The 16,675-nt window shown below is 62.2% G+C and carries 17 protein-coding genes; 2 read left to right on the top strand and 15 right to left on the bottom strand.

Annotated elements, in window-relative coordinates; translation table 11 throughout:
• Nucleotides 1–158: 158 nt before the first annotated feature.
• The 8 genes from K426_RS30580 to K426_RS24765 all read right to left on the bottom strand — a co-directional run bounded on the left by K426_RS30580 (nt 159) and on the right by K426_RS24765 (nt 8,589).
• Nucleotides 159–1,451, bottom strand: a complete 1,293-nt coding sequence (locus tag K426_RS30580) for a tyrosine-type recombinase/integrase (protein ID WP_082749164.1) — start codon at nt 1,449–1,451, stop codon at nt 159–161.
• 188 nt (nt 1,452–1,639) lie between these two features.
• The gene (locus K426_RS24735; RefSeq protein ID WP_066563406.1) at nt 1,640–2,899 is read right to left on the bottom strand and encodes a TonB-dependent receptor plug domain-containing protein; all 1,260 of its coding nucleotides are present in this window, start codon (nt 2,897–2,899) and stop codon (nt 1,640–1,642) included.
• 124 nt (nt 2,900–3,023) lie between these two features.
• Nucleotides 3,024–3,986 carry an ABC transporter substrate-binding protein gene (locus K426_RS24740; protein ID WP_066563408.1) on the bottom strand — a complete coding sequence of 321 codons (963 nt, stop codon included), beginning with the start codon at nt 3,984–3,986 and terminating at the stop codon, nt 3,024–3,026.
• A gap of 1 nt (nt 3,987) precedes the next feature.
• Entirely contained in the window at nt 3,988–5,076 is a 1,089-nt protein-coding gene (locus K426_RS24745) for an LLM class flavin-dependent oxidoreductase (protein ID WP_066563411.1), read from the bottom strand.
• Between the two features lie 15 nt (nt 5,077–5,091).
• On the bottom strand, nt 5,092–6,354 hold the full coding sequence (locus K426_RS24750) for a rhodanese-like domain-containing protein (RefSeq protein WP_066563414.1): 1,263 nt from the start codon (nt 6,352–6,354) through the stop codon (nt 5,092–5,094).
• Nucleotides 6,351–6,977 (bottom strand): cysteine dioxygenase, encoded by a 627-nt coding sequence (locus K426_RS24755; protein WP_066563417.1) that lies wholly within the window; start codon nt 6,975–6,977, stop codon nt 6,351–6,353. Before K426_RS24755 ends, K426_RS24750 begins: the two co-directional genes overlap by 4 nt.
• On the bottom strand, nt 6,974–7,768 hold the full coding sequence (locus K426_RS24760; RefSeq protein ID WP_066563419.1) for an ABC transporter ATP-binding protein: 795 nt from the start codon (nt 7,766–7,768) through the stop codon (nt 6,974–6,976). Before K426_RS24760 ends, K426_RS24755 begins: the two co-directional genes overlap by 4 nt.
• A gap of 2 nt (nt 7,769–7,770) precedes the next feature.
• A complete protein-coding gene (locus tag K426_RS24765; RefSeq protein ID WP_066563421.1) occupies nt 7,771–8,589 on the bottom strand; it encodes an ABC transporter permease in 819 nt (272 codons plus the stop codon).
• 286 nt (nt 8,590–8,875) lie between these two features.
• On the opposite strand from K426_RS24765, the gene K426_RS24770 reads away from it, so the two are divergent.
• Nucleotides 8,876–9,712 (top strand): LysR substrate-binding domain-containing protein, encoded by an 837-nt coding sequence (locus tag K426_RS24770; RefSeq protein ID WP_066563428.1) that lies wholly within the window; start codon nt 8,876–8,878, stop codon nt 9,710–9,712.
• Nucleotides 9,713–9,815: 103 nt separating this feature from the next.
• Here K426_RS24770 and K426_RS24775 read toward each other — a convergent pair whose 3' ends face one another.
• The 7 genes from K426_RS24775 to K426_RS31540 all read right to left on the bottom strand — a co-directional run bounded on the left by K426_RS24775 (nt 9,816) and on the right by K426_RS31540 (nt 15,265).
• On the bottom strand, nt 9,816–10,760 hold the full coding sequence (locus K426_RS24775; RefSeq protein ID WP_066563431.1) for a D-isomer specific 2-hydroxyacid dehydrogenase family protein: 945 nt from the start codon (nt 10,758–10,760) through the stop codon (nt 9,816–9,818).
• A 1-nt stretch (nt 10,761) separates the two neighbouring features.
• The gene (locus tag K426_RS24780; RefSeq protein WP_066563435.1) at nt 10,762–11,940 is read right to left on the bottom strand and encodes an acyl-CoA dehydrogenase family protein; all 1,179 of its coding nucleotides are present in this window, start codon (nt 11,938–11,940) and stop codon (nt 10,762–10,764) included.
• 5 nt (nt 11,941–11,945) lie between these two features.
• A complete protein-coding gene (locus K426_RS24785) occupies nt 11,946–12,935 on the bottom strand; it encodes an aliphatic sulfonate ABC transporter substrate-binding protein (protein WP_066563442.1) in 990 nt (329 codons plus the stop codon).
• A complete protein-coding gene (locus K426_RS32885; RefSeq protein WP_257721821.1) occupies nt 12,925–13,059 on the bottom strand; it encodes a hypothetical protein in 135 nt (44 codons plus the stop codon). Before K426_RS32885 ends, K426_RS24785 begins: the two co-directional genes overlap by 11 nt.
• Before the next feature lie 210 nt (nt 13,060–13,269).
• Nucleotides 13,270–13,908, bottom strand: a complete 639-nt coding sequence (locus K426_RS24790; RefSeq protein WP_066563444.1) for a TetR/AcrR family transcriptional regulator — start codon at nt 13,906–13,908, stop codon at nt 13,270–13,272.
• Nucleotides 13,905–14,912 carry an NAD(P)H-dependent flavin oxidoreductase gene (locus tag K426_RS24795; RefSeq protein WP_066563447.1) on the bottom strand — a complete coding sequence of 336 codons (1,008 nt, stop codon included), beginning with the start codon at nt 14,910–14,912 and terminating at the stop codon, nt 13,905–13,907. The genes K426_RS24790 and K426_RS24795 overlap by 4 nt, the downstream gene beginning before the upstream one ends.
• 11 nt (nt 14,913–14,923) lie before the next feature.
• Complete coding sequence (locus K426_RS31540; RefSeq protein ID WP_145907700.1) at nt 14,924–15,265, bottom strand: hypothetical protein; 342 nt, start codon at nt 15,263–15,265, stop codon at nt 14,924–14,926.
• On the opposite strand from K426_RS31540, the gene K426_RS24800 reads away from it, so the two are divergent.
• Complete coding sequence (locus tag K426_RS24800) at nt 15,248–16,606, top strand: FAD/NAD(P)-binding protein (protein WP_066563449.1); 1,359 nt, start codon at nt 15,248–15,250, stop codon at nt 16,604–16,606. The two genes, K426_RS31540 and K426_RS24800, sit on opposite strands and share 18 nt — an antisense overlap.
• Nucleotides 16,607–16,675 lie beyond the last annotated feature (69 nt).

Raw genomic sequence — 16,675 nt, forward strand, 5'->3', positions numbered from 1 at the left:
GCTTACGATACAAGGCAATGATCGAAAAGATAGGCAATCCCAAAGCTTCGATCTGTCTCGACATAAATTTTAACGAGTTTCCGCCCCCAGTGGGGGTCGGCGCCAGAGCGATACCTGGCGCCTCTCCACATATTTTGATCAATGCAGGTTCTAGCGGCCTACCAGGACGATTGAAACCAGTCGAGTGAGCCTACAGCGCTTTTTTTCTGCTTAGGCGTCGCCATGCTTTCTATGGAAATCGCAGCGGAGGCGCGTTCCGCACTTTCCAAATAATTCGCCCACCAGATTAACATTTCGCGACGCTGCTTGAGATAAAGGGCTGAATTGTAAACGGCGCGAACTCCTGATGGTGCATGGGCGAGTTGAAGTTCTATCCAGTCTGGCAGAAATATCCCGGCTTCGTTCAGAACCGTACTTGCTACCGAGCGAAATCCGTGGACCGTCGAGCCGGGCGAGATATTAATTCGCTTCATGACTACCATCATACGGTTACAGCTAATTATATCGTCTTCGTTGCCCACGACAGGGAACAGATATCGTCCAAATCGCTCATTCCCGTGTCTTCCGTAGACATTGAGTTCCCTGATTTCACGGAGCAACGCGATAGCTTGAGGGGGAAGTGGAACGAGATGTTCTTGCCGCATTTTCATGCGTTCTGGCGGGATCCTCCATATCGGCTCGGTACCTCCGAGCCCCTCAAACTCGTGCCATTGCGCAAATCGCGTTTCCTGTGTCCGAACCATCGTTAGGATGGTCCAACGGAGCGCTAGATGGCTTAGGCGGGATCCTGTGTCTGCGTTGAGCGCTACATAAAACCGCGGAAGCTCGTTAAGGGGAATTTTTCCCCTGTGTTTCACCACCCGCTTACGCAGCGCGAGTGCCAGATCACGACATGGATCGGTTATCACCCTCCCATCGGGGATACCGTACTTAAAAATGTCACTACAATAACTCCGGAGTCGTCGCGCAACTTCGCTTGCGTCGCGTTCTTCAACACGTTTTAAGATCTCAAGAACCATTCGAGGCAAGATTGCACGCGCAGGAATTCTTCCAAGATATGGAAAGATATCTCGCTTTAACCTTCCTTCGACGCGCAGCGAGTGACGCGGCGACCATTCTTTACGCTTAATTTCGAGCCATTCTTGAGCCAACTCGAAAAAAGTGATGCGAGCAGCCTCATCCTCATATTTCTGATTGCGCTTGAGCTCGGCAGGGTCTTTGCCCTCGCTGATAAAATTTTTCAAATGATCGCGCCAAGCACGGGCCTGTTGAATGCTGACTGCAGGATAGGATCCACCTGCAGCCGTCTTCTGCTTATGATCAAATCGATATGCCAGCCGCCATTGAATTTGGCCGTCAGGTGCTACACAGACATGGAGGCCTCCACCGTCCGATTTTTTTATCGGCCTTGTGGTTGGAAGAAGCGATTGGATGACATCATCGGTCAGCACCGAACAGAACTCCTGTATCGATGCGCGAAACTCAAAATCCCTTGAGCGATACCAACATTTTTACCAACAAAACGCATGAATTCCAAAATCCGTTTAGAATCCCACGGATAAGGATGATACTTCAATTAACATACTGATAAAAGGCAATTTATTTTAATTCACTTGAGACTTTGTTGGTCGTTCTGGTCCTAAATATCGCTCCATTGCCGGAACTCGAAATTGGCGAGATTGGGCCAGCTTGTGGGACTGTTCGCCCCGAGCGAGGGACGGACCGACAATTTCGAATATTGATGACTATAGTTGCGGCCGAAAGAGGAACTGACATCATAGTCCCAGCCCCAGAGCGCGCCCCGCAAACCGCCCACGAACTGAAAATCATTCTCGTCGATATTGTTGAGCGGATAATAGCCGTCCGGGAAAAGTGCCGTGAAATTGGCGGTGCTGTTGGGACGGCGGAAATTATTGCCGATTTGGGCGTCGCGCTCGCCATAGGTGCCAAAGCTGTAGAGGGTGGCATTCTCCGTCACCGGCAGTTCGGCATTATAGGACAGGTTGAACGCCTTGATCTGCGGGTCGCCATTATGCGCGCCGTCGCGGCTCCACTGGGCATTGCGCGCATTGGCCTGGGCGACATTGGCCAGCACCTGATCACGGGTCAGACCGCTGGTCGCCACCACCTGATCGACCGTGCGGTTGGCGGGCAGGCCATAGATGTTGGTATCGCTCGCAGGCAGATTCCACCAGGCGCCGCCGCGCCTGCGGATGTCGCCGCTCAGGGTCAGGAAACCGCCGTCACCGATCTTCGTGCCGTAACGGATCGTGCCCTTCCAGCTATCCGGCTTGCCATTGGCGTTATAGAGCGTGCCATAGGTGAAATCGCCGCTCAGCCCTTCCTTCTCGGCCAATTGGATGTTGATGACCCCGGCTATGGCGTCGGTGCCATATTGAGCGGCGGCGCTGTCCTTCAGCACCTCGATCCGGTTGATTGCGCTGGTGGGGATGAGGTCGATGTCGACCGGGTTCGCGCCAGAGGTATCGGCGGTCGAATTGTTGAGGAAAGCGCCATTGTGCCGGCGCTTGCCGTTGACCAGCACCAGCGTATAGGCGGGCGCAAGGCCGCGATTGGTGACCGGACGCCCGATCGAGAACACGCCTGCATGGGTCGCGCCGAAATTGAGTGAGGGCAGCAGCTTGGACAGGGCTTCACCGAACTCGGCCGAGCCGGTGGCCTGCAATTTCTCCGCGCTCACGACGTCGATCGGCGCAGGGCTTTCCGCCACGGTGCGCGGCGCGCCGCGCACGCCGGTTACGATGATGGCGCTTGCGTCAGCGGCGGCTTCGGCTGCGGCACCGTCGGGCGTCGCAACAGTCTGCGCGAACAAGGGCGCGGACGTCAGAAGCGCTCCTGCAAGTGCGGTCGAGCACAGATAAAGGCGATCAAGGTTCATGGATTTATCCCCCGGTTTCCGGGGACCGTCTATTTTCTATTAAATAGATTGAGAAATGACTTCGCTATCCGAACTATGAGTAAATTTGAATTTTAGATCTGCTTGCCGGTGGCGAAGTTCAGCTTCACCCGCTTTTGCCGAAACTGCGGTCGAAGGCATCCGCGACAGGCCGCTTGCCTTCAGTCAGACCGGCTTTCTGGAAGCGGTGGGTGATGTCCTGCTCATGCGCGATGATCTTCCCGTCAATGGGCTGGGCCACGCGGTTGTTGCGATCGAAACTGGCGCGGGCGATGTCGATCGGCAAGCCGGTTTCCTTCGCCAATACCTGCGCGAATTCGTCAGGATGCGCGCGCGCCCATTCGACGGCCCTCGCCTCCCGCTGGAGAAAATCAGCGAGCAAAGCGCGCTTGGGGCCGATGGAATCGCTGTGCGCGATGTCGATATAGATGGGCAGGCCATAATCCTTCGCATCGACCACGGCTCGCGCGCCTTCCTTGATCGCCACATTGGTATAGGGCGTCCAGGTGGACCAGGCGTCGATCGCGCCGCTGTCGAAGGCGGCCTTGGCATCGCCGGGCGGCAGGAAGGTGACGCGCACCCTGTCCGCCGGGATATGCGCCCGCTCCAGCGCCTGAAGCAGCAGATGATGGCCAATCGACCCCCGCGTGGTGGCGACGGATTTGCCGATCAGATCCTGCACCGACCGCGCAGGCGAGCCGTTCTTCACCACTATGGCCAGCGCTTCCCCGGCTTGGGCAAATGGCGCCTGCACCCCTATGGCCTTGACCGGGCTGCCGCTCTGATAGGCGAAGATGAAGGGCGCGTCGGCGGCCAGGCCGAGATCCGCGGCGCCACCGCCAACCGCCTCCAGCAAGGGCTGAGCCGCCGGAAATTCCGACCATTCGACCTCATAAGGCGCATCCTTGAGCACGCCCGAGGCGATCATCATGGATTTGACCTGCCCCTTCTGATTGGCGACGCGCAGTACCTTGTCGTCATCACCGCTGCTGAATTTCGCGGCGGCAAGGCCGAAGCCTGCCGCCGCCGCCAGTGCCACCGCGATGATCGCGCCCCTGTTTTTCGCCATATCAGCCCGCCAGCGCCAGACCGGCCTTGGTCCGCTCGGAAACCTTGCGCCGCACGATGGGGAGAAGTTCCCGGCCATAGAGGATGGAGTCGCCCAGCGGATCGAAGCCGCGGATCAGGAAATGGTCGATACCGATGTCATAATAATCGAGCATCGCATCGGCCACCTGCTCAGGCGTACCGACCAGGCCGGTGCTGTTACCCGCAGCCCCGGTCAGCGCCGCGACGCCGGTCCAGAGCCGCTTGTCCTGCCGGTTGACGCTGGCGGTTTCAAGCAGGCGGAGCGACCCGGCATTGGCCGGACGATGGCCAGCAAGCGGCAGTCCGGCGGCGATGCGATTTTCGCGCACCTGCTCCTCGATCTCCGCCGCGCGCTTCCATGCCGCTTCCTCCGTGTCCGCGATCACCGGGCGCAGCGAGAGGGAGAAGCCCGGATCGCGGCCATAGCGCACCGCCGAGCGGCGCACCTGCCGCACGGTATCCTGCACCGCCTCCAGCGTTTCGCCCCACAGGGCGTAGACATCGGCATGACGCCCCGCGACATCGATCGCCTCGGGCGACGAACCGCCGAAAAAGACCGGCAGATTGTCGGGCTTGATGGCGCTGAAGGCCTGCTTCACGTCATAAAATTTGCCCTGATGATCGAAGGGCTGGGCCGCCGTCCATTCCTGGCGCAGGATCGACAGATATTCATCGGTGCGGGCGTAACGTTCCGCCTTCACGCTCTTCGTGTCGCCATCCCGCGCCATTTCCTCGTCAGCGCCGCCGGTGATGATGTGGACGGCAACGCGGCCGCCGGACAACTGGTCCAGCGTCGCCAATTGCCGGGCCGCGACCGTCGGCTGGGTGAAACCGGGGCGGTGCGCGACCAGAAATCCCAAGGTCGACGTAATCGCCGCCGCATGAGCCGCGACGATCTGGCTTTCGGGGGTGTTGGAGCCGAAAGGGATCAGCACGCGGTCGAAGCCGCCCTCTTCCTGCGCCTTGGCCGCCGCCTCGACATAATCCTTGTCGAGCGTGCGGCTGCGCACCGCCGACTGGGTTTCCGAGCCGTTGTTGAAGCCGATATAGCCGATAAACTTGACGCTCATACTCGCCTCTCAAAATCAGATTACGAAAAAGCCGTGGGTGCCGTCGCGCTCCAATTGGGCGACGAGGCCATATTCCCAGTCGAGATAGGCCTGCATGGCGGCGGCCTTGTTGTCCGTGCCTTCATAGGGGCGCTTGTAGCGGCCCTCCGGCCCGCGTGGGCTGGGCGCGCCATCGGACCCCTTTTCCAGCGTCACTGCGGACCAGTCGACCTCAAGCACGAAGACCTCCCACCCCAATTGCGCGAGCCAGGAGGCGGTCATGTCCGCCCGCGGGCCAAGATCGTCGGTGACGACGATGCGGGCCCCACGCACCGGCGCATTATGGTCGGTCTCCTGCACGAGCTGGCCGCCCTGCGCGTTGCGAAATCCGGGCAGATGACCGCTTTCATATTCACGCGGCTGGCGGACGTCGTAGAGATAGAGGGTGCGGGCACTATCCGCCTTCAACTCTTCCAGCTCATCCCAGCCGATACGCTTCACCCCGGCGCGATAAGCGACTTCCCGAGCATGGGCGCGGGCATCTTCAGCCGAACGATTGTCGACCTCCGGCGCGACGCGGGTCTGGCCGGTTTCAAGCTCCTGCCCCGCCAGCGTCCAGCCGATCGTGCCGTTGCGCAGGGCGAAGATCGGGTTGGGCAAACCCGCATTGACCAGCGACTGCGTGCCGATGATCGACCGGGTCCGGCCCGCGCAATTGACGATGATCGTCGTGTCGGGATCGGGCGCGATAGACCGGGCGCGCAGCACCAGTTCGGCGCCGGGCACGCTGGTGCCGGTCGGGATGCTCATCGTGTGATATTCTTCGTAGCGGCGAGCGTCGAGGATCGCGATATCGGCCTTTTCCCGGATCAGCGCCTGCACCTCTTCGGCCGCCAGTGAAGGCGTATGGCGGCGATGCTCGACCAGTTCGCCAAAGGCCTTGGAATAGCTGTTCACATCTTCGAACAGCTCATAACCCGCCTCGCGCCAGCCATTGAGACCGCCTTCCAGTTCGCGGACGTCGGTATAGCCCAGACCCTCGAAACGGACGGCCGCCTTGCGCGCCAGTCCTTCGCCATCGTCATAGACGACGATCGGCGTATCGAGCCGGGGAATGCGCCAGCGCGCTTCCTCATCGATCCGGCGCAGCGGAATCTGGGCCGCAAAGAGCGGATGGCCCTGCGCGAATTCATGCTCCTCACGCACGTCAATCAGGGCAATCTCGCTGCCGACCAGCAGGGCGCGGCGAATGTACTGCGGCGTGGCAGTTTGAATACGGTCCAGCGTGTCGGTGGTCATGCGTTTCTCGATCTGTCCCAGAGGTTGGGGATCACGCCGTTGGCGTAACCCGATATGAAGGTCTTGGGCGTGCCGTCGGGCGCATAGGTCGCCCGCTCGACCGCGCCGATATTGGCGCCATAGACATGGATGCTGATCGACGGCCGGTCAGCAAGGCCGTTGGTCACGCGATGAATGTCACCGATGCGGGGGGATACGGCGTCGACTTCGCCCTCGCGCAGATATTGCTCGCCATGCGGGATCAATCGGCCGTCGGGCGACTGGCGGAACCGCTCGACCTTCTCCACGCCGCGCAGCACGCCGACCAGACCCCAGACGGTGTGATCGTGGATCGGCGTCGACTGGCCCGGTCCCCAGACGAAGCTGACGACGCTGAACCGTTCCCGGCTGTCGCAATGGAGCAAATATTGCTGGTAGCGATCGGGATGCGGGCGGGTGAACTCCTCAGGCAACCAGTCGTCCTTCGCGATCAGGCGGCTCAGCAGGGCGCGACCGCTTTCCAATATCGCCCCTTCGTCACGCGTCGCCGCCAGCAGATTGGCAAAGGCGGTGACGAAGCCGCGCAAGCGGCCAATGTCCGTGCGGCTATCGACAGGCCGCTCTATGGCCGAGACGGCGTTCATTCGGCCGCCTCAGCGATGGGCGCGAAGGGAACGACACCGTCGCCATGATCCTCGCCACCCAGATAGGAAAGCAGCTTTTCGCGCAGGCGACCGGAAATGCCGGATCGTTCGCCGCGGGGAGCCGTGATCCGCTCCTGCGCGACGATGCGTCCCTTGTCGAGCACCAACACCCGGTCGGCCAGTGCGATCGCTTCCTCCACATCATGGGTCACGATCAGCACGGCTGGCCGATGTGCGCGCCACAGCGACAGGACAAGGTCGTGCATCCGGTAGCGGGTCAGCGCGTCCAACGCGGCGAAAGGTTCGTCGAGCAGCAACAGCGTGGGTTCGCGCACCAAAGCGCGGGCGAGCGCGACGCGCTGCGCCTCCCCGCCCGACAGCGTCAGCGGCCAGGCGTCGAGCCGATGGCCAAGGCCGACTTCCTTGAGCGCCGCCTCGCTTCGGTCGCGCACCCGGTCGCCTTTCAGGCCAAGGGCCACATTCTTCCACACCGGCTTCCAGGGGAGCAAACGGGCGTCCTGGAACACTACGGCGCGGGAATCAGGGACTTCCACATCCTGGCCCCGCACCTCGTCCAGCCCCGCGAGCGTCCGCAGCAACGTCGTCTTGCCTGAACCGGAGCGACCCAGCAGGGCAATGAACTCGCCCGGCGCGATGTCGAGGTCGAGGCCATCGATGATCGTGTTGGGGCCGAAGCGGCGAGTGAAATCGCGCAGCCTCACCACGGGTTCTGGATGCGGAAGGTGATCGGCGGCGCTTTGCAGAGCGGTAAATCCGAGACGGGCGTCCATGCTTATTGCTCCACTATGCTGGGGCGCCAGATCAGGGCGCGGGCTTCGATGCTGCGGACCAGCCAGTCGGCGCCAAGGCCGAGAATGGCGTAGACCATGAGGCAGACGACGATGATGTCGGTCCGCATGAAATCGCGGGCATTGTTGATGAGATAGCCGAGCCCCGCCGAGGCGTTGATCTGCTCCGCCACGACCAGAACCAGGATGGAAACGGACAAGGCATAGCGCAGCCCCACCAGCAGCGAGGGCAGCGCGGACGGCAGCACCACATGCCAGATCTGCTCCCAGCGGCTGAGGCCAAAGCTCTTCGCCGCATCCAGCAGGCGCAGATCGACGCTTCGAATGCCGCTATAGAGATTGAGGTAGACGGGGAAGATGGTCCCGAAAGCGATCAGCGCCACTTTGGGCGTCTCGCCAATGCCGAACCAGACAATGAAAAGCGGCGTCAGCGCGAGCGCGGGAATGGTCCGCTTGATCTGCATCAGCGGGTCGACCGCAAGCTCCCCGGTGCGGGACAGACCGGCGACGAGGCCAAGGCCAAGGCCAAGGCCCACCCCTATCAACAGGCCGACTGCGACTCGGGCGAAGGACACCAGCAGGTTCGAAGGCAATTCGCCCGAGAGCAGCATTTCGATCAGCGTGCCGATCACGGCGGAGGGCGCGGCCAGGGTGCGTTCGGGGATCAGACCGCTGCGCGACCCCAATTCCCAGAGCAGCAGCAGAATGACGGGCGAAAGCCAGCGTCCGCCGAAGCGCGCCAGAGAAAATCTCCGGACGTCGGAATATCCGGGACCGCCCCTGTTCACTGTCACAACCGTCATCAACTCGCCCTCTTGTGGTGAGGGAAAGCCCAACATGAATTCTCTACCAATTCAATTAAGTTTTATTTGGCCGACCTATGAGGGATGTTAATATGGAGCGATTGACCGCAAATCGGGCGTCATTGGCCGCAGGAAATGGCGGGTTTGCGTGCTTCGACCGTTTGAGCCAAGATTTTCCTGGCCATATTAAATCTCTACTATTTTGATTGATATATAAGCCTTCGCGATAAGACAGCATCTCCGTTCCCGGCTTCGGATCGGCGGCTTCCCTTTCGATGAGGTTTTCATGCCGGTCAATCTGCCCACCAATTTGCTTCGCAGCTTCGTTGCCATCGTCGACACCGGATCGATGCTGAACGCGTCGGAGCAGGTGTTCGTGACTCAATCCGCGCTCAGCCTCCAGATCAAGCGGCTGGAGGAACTGGTGCAGCAGACGCTGTTTCTTCGGGAAGGGCGGCGGCTGAACCTGACCTCCGCCGGGGAAGTGCTGCTCGATTATGCACGGCGCGTGCTGCTGCTGCATGATGAAGCCGTCGCGGCGGTCAGCGCCGGCCGTTTCGCAGGGCCGGCGCGCATCGGCATGGTCCAGGATTTTGCCGACAGCCTGCTCAGCGGGCTGCTGTCGCGCTTTTCCGAACTGCACCCCGACGCGCAGATCTATGCGCGGGTCGCCGGCACCGCCGAGTTGCAGACTTTGCTGGACCGCCGCGAACTGGACATTTTGCTGGGTTTCGCCGCGCCCAACGATCCGCATGCGGTGACGATCGCCCCGATGAGCTGGTATGGCGAGGCCGCGTTGGTCGAGCGCGAGGTGATTCCGCTGGCCGTGCTGGAGGAGCCCTGCCGGTTCCGCGAAGCCGCGATCCGGGCGCTGGAGGATAGCGGGCGGCAATGGCGGATCGCGGTGGAAACGCCCAATCTGGCGACACTAAAGGCGGCGGTTGGTGCGGGGCTGGGCGTCACCTGCCGCACCCATTTGTTCCTTGGCGACAGCGAAGCGCTGGAACATGAAAAGCTGCCGCAGTTGCCCCGCGTCGCCGCCATCCTGCGCGCAGGCGAAAAGCTGGACAAGGCGGCGCATCGTCTTGCCGAACTGGCGCGGGAGACGGTTCAGACGCTCTGACTCGATTGCCGCCGGGTTCATTCTCATCCGTCATGCTGAACTTGTTTCAGCATGACGGATTTCCTGGCGGCTATCATTCACGATAATCGAACGTCAGCCGATCCTAATAACCCCGTGCCGGATCCACGATGTCGCTGGGCTTTTCGCCCCGGACGAAGCGGGACAGATCGTCATTGACCTTATCCAGCAACCGATGGCGGATCAGGGCGTAATTGCTGGAAATATGCGGTGTCAGCCGGACACGCGGATGGCTGTAGAGCGCATGACCTTCGGGCAGCGGCTCCGGATCGGTGACGTCCAGAGTGGCAAAGCCCAGCCGGTTCCGATCCAGCGCATCGACCAGCGCTTCCTGATCGATCACGGACCCTCGCGCTACGTTGATGAGATGGGCGCCCGGCTTGATCCGCGCGAACAGGGCTTGGTTGAAGAGATGGCGGGTTTCCGGCGTTCCGGGCACGGCGATGACGATATGGTCCGCCTCCGCCACCAGCGTTTCGAGATCGCGGACATGCTGCACGCCGCTGATGCCCGATTGCGCCCCGCTTCGCCGCAAGCCGACGACCTGAGCGCCCAGCGCCAGACCGCGTCGCGCCACCGCCGCGCCGATCGCGCCCAAGCCGACTATGCCGATGGTCGTTCCAGACACGCGGCCCAGCGGACGCTGGGCCCACTGCTCCCGCGAACGCACAGTCACCGCCTCCAGATTCTTGGCATGCGCATAGATGGCGGCGATCACATAATCAGCGATCTCTTCCGAAGCGACCCCGCGACCGCAGGTGACGAGCGGCGCATCCAGCAGCCAGCCGGGATAGAAATCCACTCCTGCCGAGGCGCTATAGACCCATTTGAGCCGCCCCGGCCATATTTTGGGCCGCTCCTGCGCCGATTGCCGCCAGGCCAAGGAGGGCCGCACCAGCAATATGTCTGCCTCGTCCGCGGCGGTCCACGGCTCGTCCTCCGCCACGTCGATCAGGGTCGGGGCGGACGGGTGCAGGCCAAGGCTACGATTGAAATCGGGCTCTAGCTGGCTGGCGATGATCAAGGACATGTCAGTTCCCCAGCGCGGCGCGTCCCGCCGCGATCAATATGGTATCGGTCTGCGGCGAGTGGATGCGGCTGCACAGCACGTCGCGATAATGGCGCTCCAGCGGATTCTTGCGGCTGATGCCCGGATTGCCGGTCAGTTCGAGGCCGATTTCCACCGCGCGAATCGCATTGGCCGTCGCGACATATTTGATGTTGTTCACCTCCACCGCGCCGGGCGGATCACCTGCGTCATGGCGCGCAGCGGCGTCGCGGATCAGCGTGCGGTTGACCTGCAACAGCGCCTCCATCTCCCCGAATTTCTCCTGCACCCGCGGCAGCGTCGCCAGCGAAGCGCCGAGGTTGCTGGGCACCCGATCGTTGAGATAGGCGCGCAGCCAGTCACGCGCAGCCCGCGCCACGCCATCATAGATGGTCGAAATCGACAGCGCGTTCCAGATCGCGATGCTGGGGTCACTCACTCCCGCCGCCCATTGCTCGGGCAAGCGGATGTCGACCGCATGATCGAAAGGAACCGGCGTATCCGTGAAATGCACCGCATGGCTGACGGTCGCGCGCATGCCCAGATGGTCCCAGGCCGCTTCTATGGCGATGCCCGGACTGTCGGAACGGACCAGGAAATTGCCGACGCGGGGGCTTTCCTCATCCGTCTTCGCCCATACGGAAAACCAGTCGAGGCCCGTCGATCCGGTGGAGTAGATTTTCGTGCCGCTGATCGCCCAGCCATCGGCCGTGCGCCGCGCCACGGTCGCGGGCAGGTCGCCGCGCACCGGCGTCCCCAGCTCCGGCTCGACGCGCAGCCCGCCGATCAATCCGCGCCCCTGCACCGCCTGCCGCGCCAGTTGCTCGTAAATCCCCTGCGGCCAGTCCTGCGCCCGGGCAGGAGTCGCATGATAATGGTAAGTCATGAACAGGATCAGCGCTGTTGACGGCTCCCCCTTGGCCACCGCGCCAAGCACGCGCAACGCTTCGGAGAGGGCCGCGCCGCGCCCACCATATTCGACCGGGACAGTCAGCCCGATCAGCCCTTCCCGCCCCAGCAGATCGAAATTGGCGCGGGGAAATTCCGCGCTCCGGTCATAGGCTGCCGCCGTTTCCGCCAGTTGCCGGGTGATCCGGTCCAGCAGTTCGGAGCCGATCGGCGCGAGAGACGGAGTTTCGGGAACAAGTGCCTGGCTGGCCATGATTTTCAGCCTCTTTTCGGTATGGAATCGTTGAACTGCTTGTCCCAAAGGGGCCGCACGTCGACCGCCTTCGGCAACAGCTTCTGGGCGAAGAAAAGGTCCGCCACCTGCTGTTGGGAGGCGATGGCCGCATCGGTCACGGGGCGCAGTTCATAACTGGCGCTCTTGCGCCGGAACTGGTCCACCACATAATCGGGCGGCACGCCGATGTCCTGGGCGATGATGCCTGCCCACTCATCCTGGTGCGCTGCCGCCCAGCCAAAGGCCTGCTGCACCAGCGCCAGATATTCGCGGATGATCTGCGACATTTCCGGATCGGCCAGCGCATCGACATGGGCTGCCACCAGATAATTGCCCGACAATATGCCATAGGCCGTGCGCAATATCCGGGCGCCTTCGGTCGCGATCGCCCGCTGGATCGGAAAACCGTAGATCGCCCAACCGTCCAGCGATCCCTGGGAAAAGGCCGCCGCGCCATCGGAGACGCCCATGGCGACGGGCGTGATGTCGTCCCATCCCAGGCCCACTTCTTCGAGCATCCGGATCAGGAAATATTGGGAGGTCGTGGCGCGCACATAGCCCACCCGCTTGCCTTTGAGATCGGCAATGGAGCGCGCTTTGGAGCCCTTGGGCACCAGCACCACCTGGTTATTGACGTCGGCATGGGTGACGGCGATCTGCCGGAAGCTCTGGATCGTCGACGCGGCGGCGAAAATGGGCGGAATCTCGCTCATCCCGCCATAATCGAGCGAACCACCGTTGAGCGCCTCCACCACCAGATGGCCGGACTGGAATTCGCTGTAGCGCAGATCGAAACCCTTGGGCGCGATTCCGGCCGCCTTGAACAGCAGCCGCGTATCGCCTTCCCCCTTGCCGGTGATCGAGACGCGCAGACGGGGCCGGGAATCGCGACCGGCGCCGCACCCCGACAGCAACAGCCCGGATGCAGCCCCAGCCGCCAGAAAACCGCGCCGCGACCAGCCTTCAGCGACCACCGAGGCTTTCCTGCTTCGGCGCAGCCCGATCGAACAGGATCACGTCAGGATCGCGCAGAAATTCGCGACGAGCGGCATCGCGCAAGCGACTCCAGGAGTCGATCAGGAAACGCAACGGGTTCATATTTGTCCTTCCGACAGCAATTGCTTATTTATCTATTTCATCGGTAGAGATAAGTCTCACAAGCAATGCTGTCGGAACTATAAGAATTCTTTGATTCAATGCCGTTCCGGCTTCAGACGGTGGTTTGAATCACGGCGCAGCCGCAACCAGACCATCCCGGGTCGGATCATATCCGCGAAGCGTCGCCGGAATAACGACTGGCGCGCCCGGCTAGGGGTGCGTCTGCAATTTGCACCTCATGCCGTTGGCCGCGCAAATTGCGTTAAGCGCACTATCGAAAATGGCAGCGGCGCCGGACGTCGGACCGATAAGCTTGCGATGTTCCAAGCTCACCACTCCATGCGCCGCTGCCCACAATGCGTAGGTCACATGCTGGGCATCAAGCCTGCGGTCGGCTGGCAAATCGTCGCGCACGGCATCCCTTAGCGTTTCGAAACTGCGCCAGGCCTGCTTGCGACAGGCGGCGGGCGCTTCCCACGCCCGGCCCAGATCACCGAACATCACATTGTAGAGCGCCGGTTCGTCAAGAGCGAAAGACCGATAGGCTCCCAACATCAGGGCCAGCCGCCGGGCGCTGTCGGCTTCCCCGGCATGTGCTTGAAACGCAAGGACCAGCTCAGCAAAGCTGTGCAGGTAAAGAGCTTCGAGCAAACCGTCCTTGCCGCCGAAATGGGTATAAATCATCTTCGTCGAAGCGCCGACGGTTTCGGCCACGCGCCGGACCGTCAGCGCGCCCGGCCCCTCTTCGCTCAACAAGGCCGCGGCAGCCGACAGGAGGGTCGGACGAGTCTCCGCCTCCAATGCCGACCGGGCGGCCCGGATATTGCCTATGATGGGAGATGCGGTCATGCGGCGACAGTTTGATGATCCGCAGCGCCTTCGGCAAGGAAATTGGATAGCCGCCGCCGGATAATGCTTTCGGCATCGGCCATGATCCGGTCGATCAGATCCTTGACCGTTGGAATGTCCCGGATCAGGCCGACGACCATCCCACAGCTCCATGCGCCCGCGTCCATATCGCCATCGACCATGACCTTCGGATAGACGCCCGCAACCTGATCGTGGATGTCGTCGATCGTGAGGGCGCTGCCCTTTTCCCGCTCAATCTCCTGCAAACGGGTGACATTCTCGTTCTTCAATACGCGTTCGGTGTTTTTGAGAGACCGCATGATCAGCCGCGTATCGAGCTCGGTCGCATCGAGCAGAGCCTGCTTCACATTGGCATGGACCGGCGCTTCCTGGGTCGCAATGAACCGGGTTCCCATATTGACGCCGTCGGCGCCCAGTGCGAGGGCCGCGACAAGGCTGCGCGCGTCTCCTATGCCGCCGGACGCCAGAAACGGTATGCGCAATTCGTCCGCCGCGCGCGGCAGCAGGATCATGTTCGGAATATCGTCCTCTCCGGGATGGCCGCCGCATTCAAAGCCGTCGACGCTCACCGCATCGCAGCCGATCGCTTCCGCCTTTAACGCATGGCGCACCGAGGTGCATTTGTGGATGACCGTGATCCCCGCCGCCTTGAGCGCGGGCATATAGGCCTCCGGGCTCCGGCCTGCCGTCTCCACGATGGTAACGCCGCCCTCGGCGATGGCCTGGATATATTCAGGATAGGGCGGCTTCGCGAACGCCGGGAGAAAGGTCAGATTCACGCCGATCGGCTTGTCGGTCATTTCGCGGCAGCGGGCGATCTCGCGCGCGAGCGCTTCGGGGGTGCGTTGCGTCAGCCCTGTGATCACGCCCAGTCCCCCGGCGTTGGAAACGGCGGAGGCCAGTTCGGCCAGGCCCACGAAATGCATACCGCCCTGAACGATCGGATGCTGTATTCCGAGCAAATTGGTAATCCGGGTGCGCATAATGAAATCTCCTAAACCATGCTGGAAACGTTGTTACCATAAAAAACAACGTTTCTCAACTCCGTCGCGCGGGATTTTTTCCGGCCCCGCAGGAAGCTTGCGAAAGCGCTGTTCCGGCAGTCGAGACCGTGGGATATGATGCAGACATCGAACCGCGGCCGCTGAGCATTTTTTGGCGCAAAGCCGCGAACGGCGGCCGGCTTTATCGTTGCCATGCGCGATTTTCCTTGAACTGCCATCTCACGCAGGGCATCCGATAATGCCACGGAAATCCTTGGTTTCCGGCAGGAATATTGGCGCTGTCTGGGCGAATTCAGATTGGAAATGCTTGATCCATGCTGAAGGTCGATCATGCCGCCATCATCGGGGGCGGGTTCAGCGGCACGCTGCTGGCCATCAACCTGCTTCGGCATGGCACGCTGCGGGTGACGATGCTGGAGCGCCAGGGCGACCGCCTGGGCCGGGGTCTGGCCTATGGCGCCGCGCAGGCCGGCCATATCCTCAACGTGCGCGCCGCCAATATGAGCGCGCTGCCCGACAGCCCGGATCATTTCACCGACTGGCTGAAACAGGAAGGGCTGGGGCAGGAAGGCAGCTTTGCCACGCGGCGCGACTATGGCGCCTATCTCTGCGCGATGCTGGACAAGGTGCGGGGACAGGCCAGCGACAGGCTGACCATCGTGACGGATGAAGCGGTCGATCTGAGTCTGCGCGACGACGGCGTCCATATCGACCTGCGGTCAGGCGGTGGGGTGGATGCCGACATCGTCGCACTGGCGCCCGGCAATCTACCGCCCCATGACCTGCCCGCCTTTGCCGGCCTGTCCGGCCATAGCGCATCCTATGTCGACGATCCCTGGGCCGCATCCATTGCCGAAGGATTGGGACCGAGCGATCGGGTTCTGCTGCTCGGCAGCGGGCTGACCGCCGTAGACTGCGCGCTCAGCCTGGACAGCGCCGGCTTTCGGGGACGGATCGTCGCACTTTCCCGCCGTGGATTGGCCCCGCAAAGCCATGCTCCGGCAGCGCACTACACAGCCCGCAGCGACCGTCCGAGGGGCGCCGCCTCAACGCTGGTTCGCACGCTGCGCAGCCGCAGCGCGGAGATCGGCTGGCGCAACGCCGTCGATGAACTTCGCCGCTTCACCCAGGATATGTGGCGCGCCGCCAGCGCGGAAGAACGCAGTCGCTTCCTGCGCCATTTGCGTCCCTATTGGGATGTGCACCGCCACCGCCTCGCCCCGCAGGTCGCCGCAAGACTTGCGGCGATGCAGGCGGAAGGGCGGCTGGAAATCCATGCCGCCAAGGTGGTGGAGGCCGTTCCCCACGGCCGCACGCTTCACGTCCATCTGCGCAGGCGCGGACAGGACGAGAGGGAGACCCTGCCCTTCGCCCGGGTCGTCAATTGCACAGGCCCGCTGGGCGACCTGCGGCGCACCGACGATCCGCTGCTGCGTCAGTTGGCGATTCGCGGCGACATCCGGCCCGATCCGCTGGCGATCGGCATCGATGTCGACCGGCAATGCCACGCCATCGCCCGCAACGGATCGGCCCAACAGCGGCTGTTCGTGGTCGGACCGATGACGCGTGGCGCGCATTGGGAAATCGTCGCCGTTCCCGACATCCGCCGTCAGGTCTGGGAACTGGCGCGGGAAATCACCGGCGCTCATTGGGTCGAGGCCGAAGGATTGTGAAAGGGCATGACCTGTTTACGCCTGCCCGCGCAAGATGAGGTGCGGATTTGACCGGCATCTTCTAAAGCG

It is taken from the genome of Sphingobium sp. TKS (assembly GCF_001563265.1).
In the GTDB taxonomy this organism is placed as follows: Bacteria; Pseudomonadota; Alphaproteobacteria; order Sphingomonadales; family Sphingomonadaceae; genus Sphingobium.

Coding starts and splice junctions, on each gene's coding strand:
- K426_RS24735 (WP_066563406.1), bottom strand. CDS start 2,899: ATGAACCTTGATCGCCTTTATCTGTGCTCGACCGCACTTGCAGGAGCG.
- K426_RS24740 (WP_066563408.1), bottom strand. CDS start 3,986: ATGGCGAAAAACAGGGGCGCGATCATCGCGGTGGCACTGGCGGCGGCG.
- K426_RS24745 (WP_066563411.1), bottom strand. CDS start 5,076: ATGAGCGTCAAGTTTATCGGCTATATCGGCTTCAACAACGGCTCGGAA.
- K426_RS24750 (WP_066563414.1), bottom strand. CDS start 6,354: ATGACCACCGACACGCTGGACCGTATTCAAACTGCCACGCCGCAGTAC.
- K426_RS24755 (WP_066563417.1), bottom strand. CDS start 6,977: ATGAACGCCGTCTCGGCCATAGAGCGGCCTGTCGATAGCCGCACGGAC.
- K426_RS24760 (WP_066563419.1), bottom strand. CDS start 7,768: ATGGACGCCCGTCTCGGATTTACCGCTCTGCAAAGCGCCGCCGATCAC.
- K426_RS24765 (WP_066563421.1), bottom strand. CDS start 8,589: ATGACGGTTGTGACAGTGAACAGGGGCGGTCCCGGATATTCCGACGTC.
- K426_RS24770 (WP_066563428.1), top strand. CDS start 8,876: ATGCCGGTCAATCTGCCCACCAATTTGCTTCGCAGCTTCGTTGCCATC.
- K426_RS24775 (WP_066563431.1), bottom strand. CDS start 10,760: ATGTCCTTGATCATCGCCAGCCAGCTAGAGCCCGATTTCAATCGTAGC.
- K426_RS24780 (WP_066563435.1), bottom strand. CDS start 11,940: ATGGCCAGCCAGGCACTTGTTCCCGAAACTCCGTCTCTCGCGCCGATC.
- K426_RS32885 (WP_257721821.1), bottom strand. CDS start 13,059: ATGAACCCGTTGCGTTTCCTGATCGACTCCTGGAGTCGCTTGCGCGAT.
- K426_RS24790 (WP_066563444.1), bottom strand. CDS start 13,908: ATGACCGCATCTCCCATCATAGGCAATATCCGGGCCGCCCGGTCGGCA.
- K426_RS24795 (WP_066563447.1), bottom strand. CDS start 14,912: ATGCGCACCCGGATTACCAATTTGCTCGGAATACAGCATCCGATCGTT.
- K426_RS24800 (WP_066563449.1), top strand. CDS start 15,248: ATGCTGAAGGTCGATCATGCCGCCATCATCGGGGGCGGGTTCAGCGGC.
- K426_RS31540 (WP_145907700.1), bottom strand. CDS start 15,265: ATGATCGACCTTCAGCATGGATCAAGCATTTCCAATCTGAATTCGCCC.